16 protein-coding genes and 1 tRNA gene are annotated in these 20,066 nt (G+C 51.1%); 7 read left to right on the top strand and 10 right to left on the bottom strand.

Annotated features, from left to right (window positions below):
• Positions 1-423 precede the first annotated feature (423 nt).
• Positions 424-498 (bottom strand) — tRNA-Met (locus tag ACYUBO_RS01245).
• Between the two features lie 178 nt (positions 499-676).
• On the opposite strand from ACYUBO_RS01245, the gene trxA reads away from it, so the two are divergent.
• On the top strand, positions 677-1,099 hold the full coding sequence (gene trxA / locus ACYUBO_RS01250; protein ID WP_300332384.1) for a thioredoxin: 423 nt from the start codon (positions 677-679) through the stop codon (positions 1,097-1,099).
• Between the two features lie 17 nt (positions 1,100-1,116).
• Positions 1,117-3,255, top strand: coding sequence for a DEAD/DEAH box helicase (locus ACYUBO_RS01255; RefSeq protein WP_460371755.1), 2,139 nt, complete (start codon positions 1,117-1,119; stop codon positions 3,253-3,255).
• Here the strand turns inward: ACYUBO_RS01255 and ACYUBO_RS01260 are convergent.
• Positions 3,230-5,683, bottom strand: coding sequence for a PAS domain S-box protein (locus ACYUBO_RS01260; RefSeq protein WP_460371757.1), 2,454 nt, complete (start codon positions 5,681-5,683; stop codon positions 3,230-3,232). The two genes, ACYUBO_RS01255 and ACYUBO_RS01260, sit on opposite strands and share 26 nt — an antisense overlap.
• A gap of 145 nt (positions 5,684-5,828) precedes the next feature.
• On the opposite strand from ACYUBO_RS01260, the gene ACYUBO_RS01265 reads away from it, so the two are divergent.
• Together ACYUBO_RS01265 and ACYUBO_RS01270 are read left to right on the top strand one after the other, a co-directional pair.
• Positions 5,829-6,983 (top strand): sensor histidine kinase, encoded by a 1,155-nt coding sequence (locus ACYUBO_RS01265; protein WP_460371759.1) that lies wholly within the window; start codon positions 5,829-5,831, stop codon positions 6,981-6,983.
• The gene (locus ACYUBO_RS01270; protein WP_460371761.1) at positions 6,980-7,360 is read left to right on the top strand and encodes a response regulator; all 381 of its coding nucleotides are present in this window, start codon (positions 6,980-6,982) and stop codon (positions 7,358-7,360) included. Before ACYUBO_RS01265 ends, ACYUBO_RS01270 begins: the two co-directional genes overlap by 4 nt.
• A gap of 83 nt (positions 7,361-7,443) precedes the next feature.
• On the opposite strand, the gene ACYUBO_RS01275 is transcribed toward ACYUBO_RS01270, so the two are convergent.
• From ACYUBO_RS01275 to ACYUBO_RS01290, 4 genes are read right to left on the bottom strand one after another with little or no spacing between them, the layout of a single operon-like run.
• A complete protein-coding gene (locus ACYUBO_RS01275; protein WP_460371763.1) occupies positions 7,444-8,304 on the bottom strand; it encodes a DNA-methyltransferase in 861 nt (286 codons plus the stop codon).
• Positions 8,301-8,759 (bottom strand): FKBP-type peptidyl-prolyl cis-trans isomerase, encoded by a 459-nt coding sequence (locus ACYUBO_RS01280; protein ID WP_460371765.1) that lies wholly within the window; start codon positions 8,757-8,759, stop codon positions 8,301-8,303. Before ACYUBO_RS01280 ends, ACYUBO_RS01275 begins: the two co-directional genes overlap by 4 nt.
• Positions 8,760-8,810: 51 nt before the next feature.
• Positions 8,811-11,042: an efflux RND transporter permease subunit gene (locus tag ACYUBO_RS01285; RefSeq protein ID WP_460371767.1), complete on the bottom strand. Its 2,232-nt coding sequence runs from the start codon at positions 11,040-11,042 to the stop codon at positions 8,811-8,813.
• Between the two features lie 30 nt (positions 11,043-11,072).
• On the bottom strand, positions 11,073-12,368 hold the full coding sequence (locus ACYUBO_RS01290) for a COG1361 S-layer family protein (RefSeq protein WP_460371769.1): 1,296 nt from the start codon (positions 12,366-12,368) through the stop codon (positions 11,073-11,075).
• Positions 12,369-12,534: 166 nt separating this feature from the next.
• Between ACYUBO_RS01290 and ACYUBO_RS01295 the strand changes: the two genes are divergently transcribed.
• The 3 genes from ACYUBO_RS01295 to ACYUBO_RS01305 all read left to right on the top strand — a co-directional run bounded on the left by ACYUBO_RS01295 (position 12,535) and on the right by ACYUBO_RS01305 (position 16,483).
• Positions 12,535-14,310, top strand: a complete 1,776-nt coding sequence (locus tag ACYUBO_RS01295; protein WP_460371771.1) for a PAS domain S-box protein — start codon at positions 12,535-12,537, stop codon at positions 14,308-14,310.
• A gap of 76 nt (positions 14,311-14,386) precedes the next feature.
• On the top strand, positions 14,387-14,809 hold the full coding sequence (locus ACYUBO_RS01300; RefSeq protein WP_460371773.1) for an META domain-containing protein: 423 nt from the start codon (positions 14,387-14,389) through the stop codon (positions 14,807-14,809).
• Positions 14,810-14,860: 51 nt separating this feature from the next.
• On the top strand, positions 14,861-16,483 hold the full coding sequence (locus ACYUBO_RS01305) for a cache domain-containing protein (RefSeq protein WP_460371775.1): 1,623 nt from the start codon (positions 14,861-14,863) through the stop codon (positions 16,481-16,483).
• A gap of 34 nt (positions 16,484-16,517) precedes the next feature.
• On the opposite strand, the gene ACYUBO_RS01310 is transcribed toward ACYUBO_RS01305, so the two are convergent.
• From ACYUBO_RS01310 to ACYUBO_RS01325, 4 genes are all read right to left on the bottom strand, one after another.
• A complete protein-coding gene (locus tag ACYUBO_RS01310) occupies positions 16,518-16,856 on the bottom strand; it encodes a cupin domain-containing protein (protein ID WP_460371776.1) in 339 nt (112 codons plus the stop codon).
• A gap of 42 nt (positions 16,857-16,898) precedes the next feature.
• Entirely contained in the window at positions 16,899-17,678 is a 780-nt protein-coding gene (locus ACYUBO_RS01315) for a DUF2115 domain-containing protein (protein WP_460371778.1), read from the bottom strand.
• Positions 17,679-17,736: 58 nt separating this feature from the next.
• Positions 17,737-18,240: a metallophosphoesterase gene (locus ACYUBO_RS01320; RefSeq protein ID WP_460371780.1), complete on the bottom strand. Its 504-nt coding sequence runs from the start codon at positions 18,238-18,240 to the stop codon at positions 17,737-17,739.
• A gap of 94 nt (positions 18,241-18,334) precedes the next feature.
• Complete coding sequence (locus ACYUBO_RS01325) at positions 18,335-19,747, bottom strand: ATP-binding protein (protein ID WP_460371782.1); 1,413 nt, start codon at positions 19,745-19,747, stop codon at positions 18,335-18,337.
• Positions 19,748-20,066: the final 319 nt, after the last annotated feature.

Below are 20,066 nucleotides of genomic sequence, written 5' to 3' on the forward strand. Positions count from 1 at the left end.
CTCTTCGCTGATCTGTTGCGGTTTTTCAATAGGGATCACGTCATCATCTGGTTATCAGGTGTTTGAATCACCATTCGAATCTGTTCACTCAGGCGTTTTTCCCACCGCACCGTCCCCGTCCGCACATGCTCCGCAAGGGAGGTTGAACCGGATATCCGCAGATGCAGCGCGGGAGGGGGCGGGAATGCTACGTGGGCTGCCAGAAGCAGATAAAACCCCGATTCCTTCAGAATCGCCTTTCAGGTTGCTCTGATGAGCAAGGGTTTATCGGCTCTGTCAGCCAGCTCTTTCGCTTGCCCCGCCCCCCGATACCCGCGCCGCACCTGCTTCAAAAGAGCCAGATACATAGCGAGAAGGCATCAGTTTGTGTTGTTCGTGTGGATCAGAGAGGTCTCTCTCGCCCATTATGTGTATGAAAACAGATAGCGAGGGATGGATTTGAACCATCGATCTACGGGTTATGAGCCCGTCGGGATCTCCTGACTACCCCACCTCGCTTCGGAGTATTAATATTCCAATTATTTCTTTAAATACCTTACCGAATTACTGCCAATGAAAGGGCCAAAAAGCGAATCAGTACCAGCTTCCGTGCCACGCTCTTTTGCCGGATACAATCTCCCTTTCCCCTGCAGAAGTTGATGCGAACCATTATCTGAATGTATAGAGAAGAGATTGTATGGATGATGAACTGGAATACCTCCGGCAGAAACGCGCCCAGGAACGGCTCGCAGAGATCGAGCGGAAGGCATCGTTTCAGGGTGTTGTGCCGGTGAGTGAGATCACGTTCAATACCTTCCTCTCTGAAAACCGCTTTGCTGTTGTTGATTTCTGGGCAGAATGGTGCGGTCCATGCAGGCGTGTTGCACCGGTCATCGAAGCCCTATCCCATGAGATGTCGGGGCTTGTTGCATTTGCCAAATGCAATACCGATGAAGCCCCGCGTATTGCCAGGCAGTTCAATATCACGGCGATCCCGACTATCATCCTCTATGCAAACGGAAAGATGATCGACCGGGTCACCGGAGCAGTGCCAAAAGAGACCCTCCGTTCGGTGATCCTCCGGGCATTCGGACTGCCGCCGGGAGCAGAACCCGTCTGAGGGTCTGTCCGGTCTCTATGCCGGAGAAATCCCCCTCTTTTCCAGCAGGCGCTTATTCCCGCATCCACCCCGGGCTCCGTGAGATACTCTCTTCGACACTCCGCTGGGATGATCTCCGATCTGTCCAGGAAATGGCGCTCTCTCCGGAATTAGCCGGTGCCGACCTGATCATCATTGCGCCAACCGCCGGTGGCAAGACCGAGTCGGCCTTTCTGCCAGCGCTTGACGATCTTCTGAAGGCAGGTTCTCCGGCAGTAGGCATCCTCTATCTCTCTCCGCTCAGGGCACTAATTAACGATCAGATCGATCGGATCACCCGGATGACGGCCCCCCTCGGCCTTGAGGTGCGGGCATGGCATGGTGATATCGGGCGATCGGATCGCACCTGGAAGGATGGTGAAGCCCCTCATATCCTTCTCACCACACCCGAATCACTCGAAATACTCCTTGGGGATCCTGTTTATGGATCTGCCCTCACCAATCTCAGATCGGTGATCGTTGATGAAGTGCATGCATTTATGGGTTCAGATCGTGGTGTCCAGCTCGCCTGCCTTCTTGATCGCCTCAATCTCATCTCCGGTAGGCAGGTACGGCGGATCGGCCTCTCTGCAACGGTAGGGAATCCCGAGGCACTGATTGAATGGTTCTCGGGTGAGGGCCGGAGACAGCATCTTGTTGTCTTCGATCCCCCGTCACAAGGCAGGCGTTTCTCGTTTACCATTGATCCTGTGGAGGATGTGCGGATCCGGTCACTGGAAGGGACTATCGCCAACAGAAAGGCGCTCGTCTTTGCCGGGAGCAGGAATGAGGCAGAAAAGATCCATGCTGCGCTTTTGCAGCGGAAGTATCCGGCTTATGTCCACCACTCGGCCATCTCACCTGACCTCAGGAGCGAAGCAGAGGAGGTAATGCAGGGGGACGGTCCTGCGTGCATCGTCTGCACCAGTACGCTCGAACTCGGGATCGATATCGGGGGCCTCGATCTCGTAGTGCAGTACGGTGCACCGGATTCGGTCTCATCATTCCTTCAGCGGCTCGGGAGATCCGGCAGGAGAGGGAAGCCGCCTGAGATGGTGTTTATCCTCGCTTCAGGAGAAGAGGCGCTTTTTGCGGCAGCGGCAATAGAAGCTGCCCGGAACCATGAGGCAGAACCACTGCTACCGCCCCGGTTCCCCTGCAATGTCCTTCTGCAACAGCTCTTTATACTTCTGAGGCGGAGGCGTGGCCTTGGGAGGCGCCCCCTTAAGAAAGAGCTCCTGAATCTTTCTCCTTTTGCCGGTATCTCTGATCAGGATCTGGATTTGATCCTCGATCACCTGCTTGCCAATGGATATCTGGCGATGGATGGAGATCTGATGGTGATCGGGACAACAGCCGAGTTTGAACTTTCCCGATCGCACTGGATCGCCCTCTGTTCGGTCATCTCCGCAGGCGGCGGATACCGGGCAGTGACGCCGGACGGGCAGGCAGTAGGGACGCTTGATCCCTCGTTCGTCGGGATCGCAGCTGAAGAAGGATTCACCCTCGCCGGACGGGGATGGCGGGTGATCTCCCGTGATGACGCACGAAGGGGGCTTCTCGTCATCCCCTCTGATCGGAACGGCCCACGCCCCTTCTGGACCGGCGGCGGGCGGGCGGGGGTATCGCCCCTCCTCGCACACGCAGTGGGACGGATAGCAGCCAGGCGGGGATCAGATCTCCCGTTACCTGAAGAGATGCAGGAGGCGATCAATGACGAGATCCATTCCTGGCCACATGGCATCAGTCTGGAGAAGATCTGTGTCATCCCGGAGCCGCTTGTGGCAGGAGAGCTCATCTCTGTCTGGACATTCCTTGGGGAGCGGCAGAATGCAACTCTCGCCCACCTGGTGAGGCATCTCCTGCCCTCCCGGTGGCCGGTCCGGAGCACGTATGCTGCCGTCACCGTCGAGGTGCCTGATGGTAATAATGGAGAAGAAGAGGTCCGGGATGCCCTGATAGAATTAGGAAGAATGCCGGAGGAGGAGCTGATCGGCTGGCTCCCCCCATTGCCGCCTGAGGCCTGGGCATTTGGCAGGCTGCTTCCTGACGAGATCCGGCAGAGGATGGCGGCGGTGGATGTCTATTTCCTGCCGGAGGTGGTTGCGGCTGTCAGGGAGAGGTATTCTCATCCCTGAAGCGGATCTGCCATTGTGTTCCTTCACCTTTCAGAGTGGATAGTGAGTATCTTCCCTGTATCTGCCGGGTGAATGTCCTGAGCAGTACAATGCCCAGGCTCTGTACCGTATCGGGATCAAAATCATAGGGCATGCCAATCCCATCATCTTTGACAGAGAGGGTGATGCAGTTATTCTGATCCTGCTTGATGGAAATGGCGATATTGCCTTCCTCCCGGCCTTTAAAAGCATGTTTCAGGGAATTTGATATGAGTTCATTGACGATGAAGCCACAATAAATCGCAGTATCGACATCAAGGTTCAGATCATCGATTGTGCAGGTAACTCTGATTTGATCATCATCTCTGTAGGAGAGAACAATCTCTTTGATAAGCCTCCGCATGAACGATTCGATAGTAATCCTGCTTAATTTTTCTGATTTGTAGAGGTGTTCATGGACAAGTGCCATGGAGGTGATCCGGTTCTCGCTTTCACGGAACACTTCCTTTATCCGGCTGTCATCATAGGTGAGGGATTGCAGGTTCAGGAGGGATATGACCACCTGGAGGTTGTTCTTGACACGGTGGTGTATCTCCCTGAGGAGTGTCTCTTTCTCCAGCAGGTTCTCCTGTATCTGCTGCATCATTCGCTTCTCTTTGGTGACATCACGGGCGGCTGCAAAGACGCCCTGAACTGCCCCTTTTTCATCGGAATAGACGCTTGCATTATAGAGCACATCGATCGTATCTCCGGAAGTGTGGTGGATGGTGAGGGCATAATCTTTAACAAATCCAGAATTGAAGGTTTCTATGTATCCTTCTCTTGCTTTATCCGGATTTGTGAAGTAATTGGCAAAATCACTTCCGATAAGCTGGTTTCGATGCAATCCTGTAATTTTTTCCGTGGCACGGTTCACATCTGTTATCAGGCCTTTTGGACTGATGGTGACCAGCGGATCAAGGCTGGCTTCAATGAGGGCGCGGGTATAGAGGGAATTCTTCTGTAATGTTTCTTCCATCTCTTTCTGCTCGGTGATATCCCGCAGAATGCCGGATATGGCGATAATATTTCCATCCCGATCCAGGATGGGAGACATTGATAGAGAAATCCGGAGTATTCTGCCGGAGCTGTGCAGCCGGTTCACCTCCCGCGAGTGCGGTTTCTTTGTTGCAATCATCTCTTTGAAGTACTGATCGAATATGGCTCTATCCTCTCCGGGAGGAATCACGAGCGAGTAGTGTTTGCCGATGATCTCCTCAGCCCTCCATCCAAAGATCTCCTCAGCTCCCCGGTTCCAGGTGAGAAGGTTCGCATCAGTGTCAAGGGAGAGGATTGCATCATATGAGGATTCCACGATTGATGCGAGCCTTTTTTGTGTTCTCTCTGCGTCCAGCTGTTTGGTGATATCCCGCAGAATGCCGGATATGGCGATAATATTTCCATCCCGGTCCAGAATTGGATAAACTGAGAGGCACATTCGAAGTATTCTGCCGGAGCTGTGCAGCCGGTTCACCTCCCGCGAGTGCGGTTTCTTTGTTGCAATCATCTCTTTGAAGTACTGATCGAATATGGCTCTATCCTCTCCGGGAGGAATCACGAGCGAGTAGTGTTTGCCGATGATCTCCTCAGCCCTCCATCCAAAGATCTCCTCGGCTCCCAGGTTCCAGGTGAGCAGGTTCGCATCAGTGTCAAGGGAGAGGATTGCATCATATGAGGATTCCACGATTGATGCGAGCCTTTTTTGTGATCTCTCTGCGTCCCGCTGTTTGGTGATATCCCGTCCGATACCTTCAATCGCGATCAACTGCCCCTCCGGATCCCTGATCGATTTGTATGACTGCTCGACGTAGACAATCCCGCCGTCTTTTCTGACCCACCGGATTGTGAGAGGATCTGTCATCTCCTTGCCCTCCCGGATGGACTCAAGAATATGGTGATCATCCGGGTGCACAATCTGCTCTCCAAGCATCGGATCTTTGTAGTGTTCCTCCGGGGTGTATCCGGTGATCCCTGTCACTGCATCGCTTACAAAGGAGAAATGGGGCACAGGAAGGAGATCATAGCGGTAGATAATATCGGCTGAATTATCTGCGAACATTCGAAAACGCTTCTCACCTTCGAGAAGTTTTCCAGAGAGCATGCCGGTTATGACTCCGGCTCCGGCCATCACCACGGCGCGGGCAACGGCCTCAGTGAGCGCTTCTGGATCCGGTAATATGATGATATGGAGGATCAGGTACAGTGCAGAAAGGAATATGCCAAAGAGGATACCCCGATTCAGGTAGCGGTATGCGGCGAGGATTATCGGGATATAGAAGAGATGTGGATAGACATTGGTATATCCTTGTCCAAGGAAGAAAAGGGATGCGAGGATTGCTGCAAAGGAGGTTCCTGCGAGTAAAATAAAATAGAGATCGATCTCGCTCTTAATCTGTGTTATCTTATTCATACTCAAATTGATGGTGTGTGATCCCAATACCGTACAAAATTGGTGTTCTCGTATCCTCTATTATGTCGGCAGGCAATTATATCATTCGGAAATGCATTCAATATATGCATAGCCAGAAGGTATGGCTGTTCCAGGGTGGTGCTCTATGCCAAAACGGGATGACCATGATGAATACCTGAAGACAATCCTTGATCTCTTCAAGCATGAGCCACGTGGTTTGAGCATCAGCGATATAACTCGTGCAATAGGGCTTAACAGGAATTCCGTCTCGAAATATGTCAACATGCTCTCTATATCCGGCAGGATCGAGATGAAGACGGTGGGTCCCGCAAAAGTCTATTTTCTCTCAGAACGGGTGCCTGTTTCTGCGTTGATCGATTTTTCAACGGATCTCATTGTTCTTCTGGATGAGAAACTCCGGATCGTCAGTGCAAATGATCATTATCTTGCCCTTGCCGGCAGCAGAAAGGATCAGGTTGTTGGAACAAAGATACAGGAAGTGAAATGCCCGATCCTCTCAAACGATATTTTTCTCTCCAGAATCCCGCGATATGGTGAGGGAGAGCAGCAGATAGAGGATATGGTTCTTCTTACCGGAGAGGAGAAGCGGCACTTTCGGATCAGGATTCTCCCTGCTGCTTTTGAGGGCGGGGATTCAGGCTATGCGGTCATCATTGAGGAGACGACCGAAAGGCGGCTTTCTGAAGAGAAGATGGCTTCTGCCCTTCATGAGAAAGAGGCTCTTCTCCGGGAACTGCAACTTCGGGTCAGGAATAACCTCCAGTTGATTACGAGCATGATTAACCTCCAGATGATGGAGTGCCAGGATGATGCAGTCTCTCCAACTCTCAGGGAGACGCAGAACCGGATCATCTCACTCTCACTTGCGTATGATCTTGTCTATGCTCATGGAATGATCGGAGAAGTTGATATGGAGGAGTACCTGATCCACCTTGCCTCTGAACTGCGACGCTCCTTTGATCTGCCGGATGAGGGGGTAATCTGCCTGCCCGCTGACAGAAAGGTCACGCTCGATATCGACACTGCGATCCAGATTGGCCTGATCACCAATGAACTGGCAACAATAGTGATTGATGCTGCGGTAAGAAAGGGAGAACCTGTGAAGTGTGTTGTCTCACTCTCCAAACAGGATGGCTGCCACAGTCTCAGGGTCATATCAGATATTGGAGTTCATACCATTGAAGGTCTTGGGATAACACTTGTCAGAACCCTCGTACACCAGGAACTCAGGGGAAAATTCACGATCCTGCCTGATGGATGGGAGGTGATCTTCCCATGACAGGAAAAAGAAATCAACTCCGTTTCTTCATTGTTGAGGATATCGCTCTCATTGCCCTTGATATCTCACGGAGGATTGAAGGGCTTGGCCATATCGTCGTTGGCACAGCTGAATATGCAGACGCTGCTCTTCAGGGTATCCTTGAAACCCTTCCGGACTGTGTCCTGATAGATATCATGCTCAAAGGGGATGTGGACGGGATCTGGGTTGCAGAGGAGATTAACCGGGTTTCACCACGTCCTTTTGCATATGTGACAGCATACTCTGAGCAGGGGATAATGGAGGATGCAAAGAGAACCAACCCAATAGCTTATCTCGTGAAACCGATCAGGGATAACGATCTCAGGGGGTTAATAGGAATACTCCAGTCTGAATGATCGCAGTGCTGTATGGAATGAGGGTCAATTCATCTGTTGAGTGCGGGCAGTGAAGGTATCCATACCACTTCTACTCTTTTGATTCATTTTTTCACATTTCGCTGATTGTTTTTTGCTGTGTTTGTAGTATTTTTTTTCTTCTCCTCCCCTATCCGCTCAAGCGCAATCTCCCGGTACGAGGCATCGATCTCAAAGCCGATATAGTCTATACCAAGCCGGATACAGGCGATGGCGGTCGATCCGATCCCCATGAAAGGGTCAAGCACAAGGCGGCATCGTTCAAGTCCATGGTCTTTGATACAGAGGGTGGGAAGGCCGATCGGGAAGACTGCCGGGTGGGGCCGCTTCTCATTGATCGTCTCATAGGGGATGAACCAGGTGTTCCCCCGGTCCCGGAGATCTGATCCTGCCCCCTTCCACCTCCCGATATTGCTCTTATCCTGATACGGAACCCCGATCGCCAGCTTATCAAGCGGAACATCTCCGGTTCTTGTGAAATGGAATATGAATTCATGGCAGTCATGATGAAACCGCTTACTGTTAATCGGTTTATAGTGGCCGACCGCGATATCTCCGGTGATATTATTGTACGATCCCATATCGGGACGTGGAATCGCGATCGATTTGATCCAGTGTATCATATTCTGGAGGTAAAACCCCTTCTTCCGGAACTCATTTGCCACATCGATCGGTATCCAGGGGTCTGTCGGTGTACCTCCGATATTCAGGAAGAATGATCCACAGTCCGAGAGAACCCGCTGAGAGGCTTCTGCTACCTCTCCCATCCACTCCAGGTACTCGGCCCTGGTGATTGTGTCGTCATAGGTGGTGTAGGCCTTTCCGATGTTGTATGGCGGCGAGGTGACGATCAGGTCGACTGAGCCTGCTTCCATCGCTTCCATCCCCTCGATACAGTCCATCTGATAGATCTCGTTTGGTTTCATGGCTTTGGCTCCTCCTGTTCTTGTGCGAAAACGATCCGTTCAAGTGTAAGGGTATAGTGGATCGTCTCCCCGGCATGAGGGTGGTTGGCATCGATTGTGACTTTCTTCTCATCGATTGCAAGGATCGTTACAAGCGCATTCTTTCCGCCGGGAAGCCCGACTTTTACGAAATCCCCTTCCTTCGGTTCTCCAATGAGTTCAAGTTTTTTGCGCTTCAGCCTGAAGACGAGCCGCTTATTGTATCGTCCATATGCCTTTTCGGGTGGAAGGATGATCGTTCTGCTCTCCCTCTCTTCCATCTGTCTGAGTGCTTCATCAAAAGAGGGATTGATCGAACCTGCGCCAAGCACCGCTTCAACAGGCCTGTCAGTTTCTGACTCCTCGATGACAGTGCCCTCATCAAGCCGTGCAACGAAATGAACAAAGACTGTGTCGCCTGTCTTTGGATGTCTCATTCTGATGTACCTGTTATCCGGGAGATCTGAAAAAGAGGGGGGGTGTGGGGATTATACGGCTGCCTTCTCTTCAGCCTTCTCCTCTACACCGTTTCCAATAAGGGAGAGGATTGCGGGCATCACGATGATGGCCCCCATCAGCGCAAAGCCGACTGAGATGACTGTGAGGATACCAAAGTTGCTGATGATCCCAAAGCTGGAGGTGATCAGTGCAGAGAAGCCAAAGACCGTTGTCAGGCCGGATATGGTGATCGCGGTTCCGATCTTCTGGACACTCTCGCGGATCGCCTCCATCTTCAGTAAACCCCTCTCCCGTTCCTCATAGTACCGCTCTGCGATCAGGATCGTATACTCCGAGGCAATACCGATCGTCATCGATCCGAGTGTTGCGGTCATGGGTGAATAGTCGATCCCAAGCTCGAACATGATCAGGCTGTTCCACCCGACGATCAGGATGATTGGGACAAGGGGCGTTGCCGCCTTCAGGCTCTTCCTGTAGACGAGGAAGAGGAACGCAAAGATCATCACAAATCCGAGGATGGTCATCGTGGTCTTCGTCTCCCGGATCTGGGTGATCAGATCGGTAAACATCTCTCCCATCCCGGTGAGCGAGGCGGTGATCCCGGGCGGCGGCTGGTGCCAGGTGAGTTCATGCTGGAGACGGTTGATAAAGGACATCGCAATGGTTGCATCCATATCGAGTGTCGAGATCTCGATGAGCGCCATCGAGTGGCCGCTTAAGTAATGGTCACGAAGCTCAGGCGGTATCGTCTCCAGAACCATTCTGAGTTCGGCATCAGTCTCGGGAAGGGTGCCGCCATTGTACTGGATCACCAGGTCTGCTATGCTTCTTGTACCGGTGATCAGCTCGTTATTCTCTTCCTGATACCGCTGGAAACTATGCATCCAGGTGATGGAGTCAAGTGCCGAGACGCGGTCTCCCCTGACAAAGATGGGGGTGGTTTCAGATGGGCCCATTGCACGGGTTACTTTATCAATCTGCACCTTCGCGGGCATATCGGGGGGAACAAAGGTGTTCTCATCGGTATTGACGATGATCTGGTCGTCCACCGAGAACCCTCCCAGAGCAAGGAGTACGCATATTCCAAGGATGATCAGCGGGAATCGGGATATGCCGCCAGCCATCTTTCCGATGCCAAGATTGTACCGGTCTCCAAGTGCCAGCCCTTTCTTTTCCGGGACTGGTTTTGGCTGGTACTTCAGCAGGGTGGCAAAGATCGGGACGATGAAGAGTGCAGCGAGATAACAGCAGACAACCCCGATCACGCAGACTTCTCCAAAACTCCGGATCATCGGAAGCGGGGATGTCCACATCGCAATGAATCCCATTGAGGTGGCGAGCATTGCGTACAGGATCGAGGGTCCGGATTTCGTCATCGTTATCCTGATGGCCTCGGGTAGCGATGAATTCCTGACCTCTTCGTCAAGCCTGGAATGGAACTGGATCGCATAATCGATCCCGATCCCGATTAAGACCGGGAATGCAGCGATCGTCACCATGTTGATCTTGATGCCGGTCAGCCCCATGAACCCAAAGGTGAAGATGAGGCCGCTTGCCACGATTGCAACAGAGAGGAGGCGGTACCGGACGGCACTAAAGAGGAGGCCGACTGCGAGTACCATCAGGAGCATCGCAATACCGATGAGGCTCCCCATCGAGGTCCCCATCTCATCCATCATCTGTTTGGAAAAGGCAGGATTTCCGGTGAGCGAGACAACTGTTCCCGGTGGGGGTTCAGACAGCCGGATGACGGTGTCGAGGGAGTCGACGATCTCAAACTGGGTATCCTCGGAGAGGCCGGTGTCAAGCATCACCTGGATGATCGTCATCGAGGTTGCCGGAACCAGCCGGTCATAGAGTGCAGGATCAATCTGTTCCTGTGCAGCCTCTACCTCGGCAATCGAGGCGGGTATCTCCCCGCCATTGGCATTTGTGAGGTAATCTGTTATCCCGATAACTCCGGTTACATGCCGCTCCCGCACGAGATCTCTCTTGAGGCCCGCGATATAATCGAGAATTATCGGATTTGTCACATCCTCGGTCTCGACGAGGATCATGATAGCGTCTGAAGAGAAGGTGCTCTGGTACTTATCGAGGAGAATATACCGGGGGGTATCCGGATCGATATAGGTCTCTGCACCCGTTTCCATCTGGGTCATGGTCATTCCATAGAGCCCGATGATCAGGAGCAGGACTATTGCTAATGCTATCTTTCCAGGGTGCCGGTTTACTGCATCTGAAAAAGTTTCGTAGATCTGCATGGTGGCAGTCGTCTCCTTAAAAAAAGGTGATTATTGCCGTTTCCGGTAGTACCAGTACCCTGCACCGATCACAACAATCAGGATGGCTCCAATCAGTACTGATGGAATTGATCCCTCACGCGGAACAACTTCCACCTCAACCTTCATTGTCTTAGATATCTGGGTATTGTCAAGTGCGTCCCGGTACCTGATCTCTGAGTCAAGACCATAGATCTTCTCGGTTGCACCCGAGTCGACATTCAGGATGAATCGTGCGATCTTCGTCTCTCCGGGGGCAAGGTCCCCGAGGTATGCGGTATCGTCATTTGAAGTGAAGGGATCGACTGCCGATATCCGTGCGGTTGCCCGGTAAACCTGTGCATCACCGATATTTTTGTATTCGACATCGATGACGGTCTTCTGGCCGGGGCTGACAACAGCCGGGGGGGAGATGGCGGTAAATTCGATCTTGCCCCCCGTATTCACTCCGAATGTTCGTGGTTCTGATGTTTGCATCTGGCCGTTCCTGTCCTTATATTCTGCATAGACAGAGAGGGGATAGTCGCGAGGTTCGGCGTTTGTTGATACGGCAACCTTGAATGTCCGGGTTACGGTCGATCCTGCAGGGAAATCTCCGATAAACGCACTGCCATCAGTCGGGATGAGCGGGCTTGTTCCGCTCCGTTCTATCTTGAGGGTGGCTGAACGGGCATCTTCGGACCCGGTATTCCGGACAGTCAGCGTGATATACCCTTCAGTGCCGACATTAATTGAATCAGTCTGTATATCGGTGACGAGGATCCTGACATCCGGTTTTACGACAACCTGGAGCTCTGCATGGACCACTTTTTTATTGTAATAGTACCTGATGAAGTCATCTCCATGCTGTTCAGCACTTGAGAGGTAGGTGTATTCGATGCTGACCGGTATGGTATAGGTTCCGGCTCTGGCATCCTCATCAAACTGTATGGTAAAGGATGCGGTGGTGCTTTCACCTCCGGTGATGTCCCCGATCATCTGTGGATCGGTCTTAATGGTGAGTGGCGCATCTCCTGGTGCAAGGCTTACGACTGCCATCTTTGCGGTATCTGGGCGATCATCCCGTGAGATGATCTCGCTCCGTACGATCTTGATGATGGTCAGTCCGGTATTTTCAACCCTGATGGTGGCAGTTGCCTCTTCGCCCGGATAAAATTCGTTTGTCCCGGTGATTGCGACCCTGAGATCGGGGGATCCGTAGAGATACTTCTCACCGGCTATTGCCGGTGTGATGATGGCTGCCAGTATCAGAGAGAGAATAAGAATCCCCCTGAGGCAGTTTCTATGAATGTGATGGTTCTGGTTCATTGATTGCACCAATATCTATTATCTTTGAATAGTACTGGTTGCGTCTTATTGTATTTAAATACTCTCTTCATATGTCACAATTGTGGAGGTATTATTCCATTATTTTCTTTTCAAGTGATACCTATTGTAAATATATTTAAATATTAAGTGCTAATAGAGATACTCAATGGAACCTCTCCGGGATGAATATATCGAAATCCGCGAACTTCTCAGGAAACATCCGAATGGTATGAGCGTTACCGAGATAGCGCAGGCACTTGGGAAAAATAAGCACTCGACCGGACGGTATCTCGATGGCATGTATGCGGCAGGGCTTGTCGAGATGAGGATGTTTGGGAAAGCCAAGATCTATTCGCCAGCATATCGCGTACCTCTCGCATCACTCATATCAAAAATGAATGAACGGATCATGATTCTGGATTCTGATCTCCGTCTTCTCGTGATCAACGATGCCTGCCTTGAACTCATGGGGAAACAAAGCGGCGATCTGATAGGCCGGGATCTCAGGTATGTGGAGGTTGCCGATCCCGGTGTGTTCGATCTTCTGTCAGTACTTGAGGGGAAAATTGGCGATTCCGAGCAGGTGCTTGAATATCCCCTTCATCTGGATGGAGGGGAGGTTATTCATCTCCATATTCATATCATCCCATCAGTTGATGAGGCGCATCAGGCGGTGTATGTCATTGTCATGGTGGATATTACAGAAGAAGTCCGTATGATCGATGAGCTCAGGGAGCGGGAACAACAATATCGTGAGCTTGTGGAGATGGCCGATGCAATCATCCTCAAACTTGATAAAAATGGCAATATACTCTTCTTTAATGAGTTTGCCGAGACATTCTTCGGATATCGGAAAGAAGAGGTGCTTGGCAGAAATGTGATCGGGACGATCGTTCCCCCCGAAGAACTCTCCGGCCGTGATCTGAAAGATCTGATTGCGCAGGTCTGTACCGATACTGATTCGTACAGGCGGAATGAAAACGCCAATATCACGAAAGATGGCCGCCTCGTCTGGGTTCGATGGTCTAACCGGGCGATCAGAAGTGATGAGGGTGAGGTGATTGGTGTTCTGTCGGTCGGCAATGACATCTCCGATCGAAAAGAGATGGAGCTTGCCCTCCTCTCTCAGAAGGAACGGCTTGAACGAAGTTTCCAGGAGATCGAGTGCATCCAGCGGTTTTCAGGGACAATCAACTCCGAGATGTCACTCCCTGCACTTCTCCATGAACTTGTCAGGGTGGTTGGGAAATGCTGGTCGAAACGGGGTCCCACCGGGGTTCGGATTACCCACGGGGATGATCTCTATGAGAGCGGAATTCCAGAAGGACTTCCCTTTGTCTTCTCAAAGCCAATCCATGCAAACGGAGAAGAGGTCGGATCATTTGAGGTTGGTTTTGGCGGGAGGGACGAGGAGCCCGGGTATTATGAGGGCAAAGAGCAGCTCCTCTCCATGTTCGCCGAAAAGATCGGGTTTGCTATCGAATGGATGGAGGCGGGATTGAAGGTTCTGAAAGAGAGGGATCTCTCTGATACGATCCTTGCCACCGTGGATGCTGCCATATTTGTTCTCGATCCAAAAGGCCGGATCCTCCGGTTCAACCGGAGATCGGAAGAGCTGATCGGGTACCGTGAAGAGGAAGTTCTCGGGAAGTATATCTGGGAGATGTTCACCTCTCCGGATATGATCAAGGGTGTCCGTGCCCATATCCAAACACTGGTTGAGACAAGGCGTGTTTCACGTATACGGGGCAAATTGACATGCAGGGATCAGACTCCCATAATAATTGACTGGTCGAATTCGGTTATCTGCGATGATGATGGAGCAGTTACCCATATCATCAGCACCGGGCTTGATGTCACGCGCCAGGTGGAGAGTGAAGAGGAGCTCAGGCGATGCAAGTCGGTGCTTGACCGGCTCCTTGCAGATGAGCAGGGTTCTTAATCCTCTTCTCTTATCTGGCAGGTTTTGTTTTACATAGAGGTGAACGGTTATATTCTCCCCCTCCAATCTCTCCTGCATGAGATCAGGTTTCTTCATAGTCGCCATTCTCCTCGCAGCCGTTCTTGTCACCGCTGGCTGCTCCATGGTGACAGGCGGATTGTCGGGGACATCATGGACACTTGTTGCCTATGAGGGCAATGACGGTGAGATGGTGCGGGCAGATACGTATGCCACCCTCCATTTCTCAGAAGATGGCAAAGCCAGTGGAACTGCCGGATGCAACAGCTATTCTGCTGAGTATCGTGCCAGTGAAACAGAGATTGCCTTCAGATCGCCTCTCTCTACCCTGATGTACTGCCCTGATGAGGGTGTTATGGAACAGGAGGGTCGTTTTCTCTTCCTACTTGAACAGGTTCGCTCGTACCAGATTGATGGCGATATCCTGATGATGTACGGGGCAGGTGGCCGGGAGATCCTGGTTGCCGGAAAGATGCGGTGATTCATCAGAAAAGAAACCTTTTTTCCCTTCTCCGATGAACTATCATCTGTTATGCAAAAGGGTTTTTATATTGTTGGACTTTGTCTTCTTCTTCTGATCTCTGTAACGGGCTGCCTTTCTGATTCTGAACCGGAAGTGGTGTCTGATACCTCTCCAAAAGAGATGGTGGCGTTTGTACAGACCGCATTTGAGTATGCTGACATGCATGGGAAAGAGGCTGCACTCCTCGCCTTCAATGATCCGGGTGGACCATTTGTGAAAGGAGATCTCTATATCTTTGCCTATGAAGGGGATGGCACCACACTTGCCCTTCCCTTTGAACCAGACCAGATAGGAACCAGCCGCTCTGATCTCCAGGATGCAGAGGGCCGCTATTTCATCAGGGAAATTATAGAAACCGGTCTTGCAGGTGGTGGTTTTGTCAGGTATCTCTACGCAAACCCAACACATGGCTTTGCCGTGGAACCCAAGATCAGCTATGTGATGAAAGGCGGTGATGGATGGGTGCTTGGATCAGGTCTCTATTCCGCAGATGATACGATGATGCCGGATCCGGAAGTGACAGCGTCCCTTGCCGATTTTGTTGACGATGCCGCACTCTATGCAGAGCGTGTCGGGAAAGAGGAGGCGCTTGCCACCTTCAATGATCTCAAAGGCCCCTATGTCCGGGGTGATCTCTACATCTATGCCCTTGATATGGATGGAATTGCGCTTGCCCTCCCCTACCAGCCCGAGCTTCTCGGGACAAGCATGCTCGATCTCACCGATCACCATGGGTTGAATGTAACGCGTATCGAGATCGCCCTCTCCCGGCTTGGCGGCGGTTTCATCTATTACCATTATCCAAACCCCGGGAGAGGGATGCAACTTGAACCAAAAGTGAGCTATGTCAGGATGGTGGATGATACCTACTGGATTGGAGCTGGCATCTACTATATGGGTGAAGGGACGTTTTCAGATGAGATCGTGATGCAGGCTCTCCTCTCCCGGTATCATGAAGAGACAGAAGCAAAGCTGAATTACCTCGATAACGAGGTGCTGCTTGCAGGAGCCCATGCAAGCGCTGTCGGGCTTAATGACGCTTCCACCCATGAGGTGCTCGCGTATGTCACCGGCACCTCGGAAGCGGTTTATGATGTTGTCTCGTTTGATTCCGAAGGCCGGATCATTGATGTCTATCCCGAAGCATATGCATCGGCTATCGGGGCGGATATCTCAGCCCAGCCACATATCCGTGTTATACTGGATGAGAAGAAGCCGGTACTCTCACATCTGCTCCATACCGTTGAGGGGCAGGATGGAGTCTCAATCGCCTATCCGGTTGTAACTGCTGATGGCAGAATTGCAGGTGGTATTTCCGCGATCATTCTTCCGTCAGTTCTTCTCGGCGGGGCAGCAGAGAAGGCGGAAATCGGATCGCCACACTCGGCACGGGCGATTCAGGTGGATGGCACAGTCCTCTATGCAGAAGATCCAAAGGAGATTGGGGCGATGATCTTCCCGGATCCGGGATATGAAATCTTCCCGGATGTGGGGCATTTCAGATCCCGTATACTGACCGAACCAAAAGGAGCAGCTATCATCGGTCTCTCCGGAGTGAAGAAACATGTCGTCTGGGATACCGTCTCCCTCCATGGAACCGATTGGAGACTGCTGGTTATAAAGGAGTTTTAAGTTGAAATAAGGAGTGAGAGAGGGGTAAAGAAGATCAGAGCAGTTTTGTTTCAGTGGTGGGTCTTGGAATCTTCACAACAAGCACCCTGAAGATCCCCCTGCTCTCATTCATCCATCGGTGTGGGATCATTGCCGGGCTTTCAACCAGCATATCCTTCAGAACCTCTTTCCTCTCCTCTCCGATCTCGACAACACCGGTTCCTTCAAGCACATAGAAGAAGACATCCACCGGAGTGGCATGCTTCTTCAGTGCCTCACCCGGTTCGAGCGTGATGACCACGGCTATTGCATGTTCGGTATCGTATATCTTTCGTGCATCGACATGATGCGGGTTTGGTGCGGAGTGCGCATCGGCAACAGAAACGATCTTCATGTGGTAGAGTTTGTTGGGCGCCGATAATTAACCTTCGTATGGTCAGCCTTTGTAGTTGGTCCAGTAATTATTCAGTGACTCTTTTCGTCTCCGCTCCTTCCGCACCTCTCTCATCTCAGGGTACGTCGGCTCATCGCTCTGCCTTGCAGGGCAGAATGGACAGAGTGCAAAGGGTATCCCGTCTGCTTTGTCCCGGACAGGACAGAGGTACTCTCCTTCCCATGCATCAACGATCTGGCCTCCCGGAAACGGGGTGCCGATTGGATGTGCCGGCTCCTCCATCACAAAGATCCAAAATCCGGCGAGGAGATATTTGAGATAGAGGAAGGTCGGATCATTTGTTTTCGCCTTCTCCCTTGCAGCAGCTTCAACCATTATGAAGTACGATCCAGCCTCTTTTTGGAGGGGTGCCTCTTCTTCGTCACCGGCTCCGTTTCGGGCAAGGAGGAGGAGCCGATGGTGGGCTGGGAAGATCTGCTCCTTCACTTTTGGAAGGAGGAGATCCCGGTACTGATTGGGCAGATTGCGTGTCTTCTCCTCGAATCGTGCATACATCATCTCAAGGTCACGAAGAGAGAATCTCTTCACCTCTGTTGCAAGGAGGCGGATCAGATCTCCCTTCGTCTCTGCATGCTGCATCCGGCGGCAGGAGAGGGCGATCTGATCGATAGTCCGTATCTCTGTGGTGAGATCCTCTGCTTCAGATTCTGCATAGGTGTCGATGAGCAGGGCATGTATATCTTCATCTGATGAACGATCCTGTTTCTTCTCCCCACCGGAGATCTTTCTCTTAAACCATTCAAAGATTGCTTGTATGCTCAATTGTATCACTTTTGTATCTGTTTGAGTGTATGCTGCTCATATGGTGCCCTTCCGAACATCAAAAAGTGAGCGTAAGGATCTCTGCTTCCAAAGTATCTGTATCAAGGATCGCTATCGTTGCCTTCCCGTACCGCTCACCGCAGGCTTCGCCCGGATTGATCAGGATACTCTCTCCTGACTTCCTGATTGCCGGGCGATGGGTATGTCCGGAGATGATGACGTCAAATACCGCCGCCTCAGCAAGTGCCAGTACAGATCCGGGATCATCCCCATGCACCATCCCGATCCTGAGCCCATCAACCAGGAGATCTGCAAAGCGGCTTTCCATCTGTATTGTGCCGCATCTCCTGCCTTCATCCCGGAGCTGCTTCTGTTGACGATCACAGTTTCCAAAGACTCCGACCATCTCACAGGGAAGATCACAGAAGATCCCAAGGGATTGGGTGTCTGTGATATCTCCTGCATGGAGGACAAGTCCGGTATCCAGTGAGACAAATTGATTGATCGCCTCCCGGATGGCGGGGCGATTGTCGTGGCTGTCTGCGAGGATGCCGATCATCATTTAGACGTGTTTTGCATCTGATGTATAATACCTGTATCTCTTTTTGACAAGATCGCTCATGCGAGGCAAACATCCCGGTTCTCTGTCCTGCTACTCACTCCGATGCTCCCTTCTTCAGGAAAACCCTGCCTTTCCCTGTCAGGCGATATTTCTGGAGTCTGCTTCGTGGTTTCTCTGGAATGGTATATTCAATCATTTCTTCTCTGAGCAATACACGTATGATATGGTTCAGTTGGCCGGAGATTTCTGCCTGTCCAAGTTCTCTGGATAGTTCAGATTTTGCCAGGGGTTCACTTTCAAGGTGATGCAAAATGCGCATTGACAACGACTCTGGCTGTGACTCTGGCTGTGACTCTGGCTGTGACTCTGGCTGTGACTCTGTTTTTTTATTTGTTTCTATACTTGTTCGCGTGAAGGTGATGGTAAACCAGTTTTCTGAAGTCTCGATCTTTGGCTCATCAAGGCCATAATCTAAACAGAGCTGTTGCATGCGGCGAATGCCCGATCCAATATGTTCAACGGCCTCCATTCGGTGAAGTGTTCCAAAAAGGAGTGAATTTCTTGGAACACTTCTTGTGCCAAGATCTACCCTGCTCATCCCGGCGGGAAGTCCTCCGGGACTCACAATCTCCACACGATCTGAAAAGATATAGATCTGGACATTCGCTGTAGAGCGGTAATCCCGGTGGGCAAGTGCATTTACCACCGCTTCTCGGAGTGCTTCTTCAGGCAACTCTGGTCTTTCTTCCCGCTTCACATGTTTGATGATGTATTCGACATTGATCTTTGAGAGAATATAGACCACAACGTCATTGATCATTGAATAAATGTCGCTGTTGAAACTCCGCCGATCAAGAATACGGACTTTATCAGTACCCATAAACAAAGCACAGGCAACATCAGCACCAGGGGTGAATTTTCGAATGTCACGAGCCATCAGCCAGGCACCAGCATGGGTCATTTGCCCATCGTTCAGTAGATGAAGGTTTTCCAATGCGATAGCTGGTGTCATATCTCTTGGAATCCTTGCCCTTGTGCGAAACGTAGTCCATATATCATCAGTAAGGTCTTTCTCCAGGGAGAATTTACTACAGGGGCTTTCATCAAAATGAATGAGTCCCTCACGATAAAAGAACTCACGAATTTCTGAACGGGACATCTGCATTGAGGAGGCACCCTCACGAATGTAGAACTTGCCTGCAAAGGAATATGGCTTGCCATGTTGCGTTGGAATCGTTATGCAGAGAACATTGCCAATGCTTTCGATCTCAACAGCAATTGGTGGATCAGAGGAACGGGCAATGTTTTGAACCTCTGATTTAAGGCTATTATGGTTATCGACACCGAGAATCTTCCCGTCATCCCTAACTCCTATCAATATCACTCCCCCTGATGCATTGGCAAATGCACACATTTCCCGTCCGAGGTTTGATGTGCCAGACTGTTTAAACTCGGTAGTATGGCCTTCTCCAAGTGAAATAAGATCTTCCAGGTGTGTTCGCTTCATCTCTAATCCATATTGGTAATATAGCCTGTTCGTAATAGTACATTATTTAATGGAGTATAAAGGGTATCCTTCCTCAGGTATTGCCTCAAGACAGCCTCAAATCTGGTAATGGTGGAAGAGTAGCATGACATGATTGATAACCTGGTAGTTGTATGCCAAATAGAGGATTGATAGATCTGGGATCATTCCTATGCCCTCTTAAAAATATGTGCCTGTCAATTGAGAGATCGATGGCACTTCTCTCATTTATTTTGATGTCGGATTTCCTGGCTGTGCTTTCTGGATGCTTCTGCTGCCGTTCAGAGTTTACATATCCTCA

This window comes from Methanocalculus sp. MC3 (assembly GCF_054767395.1).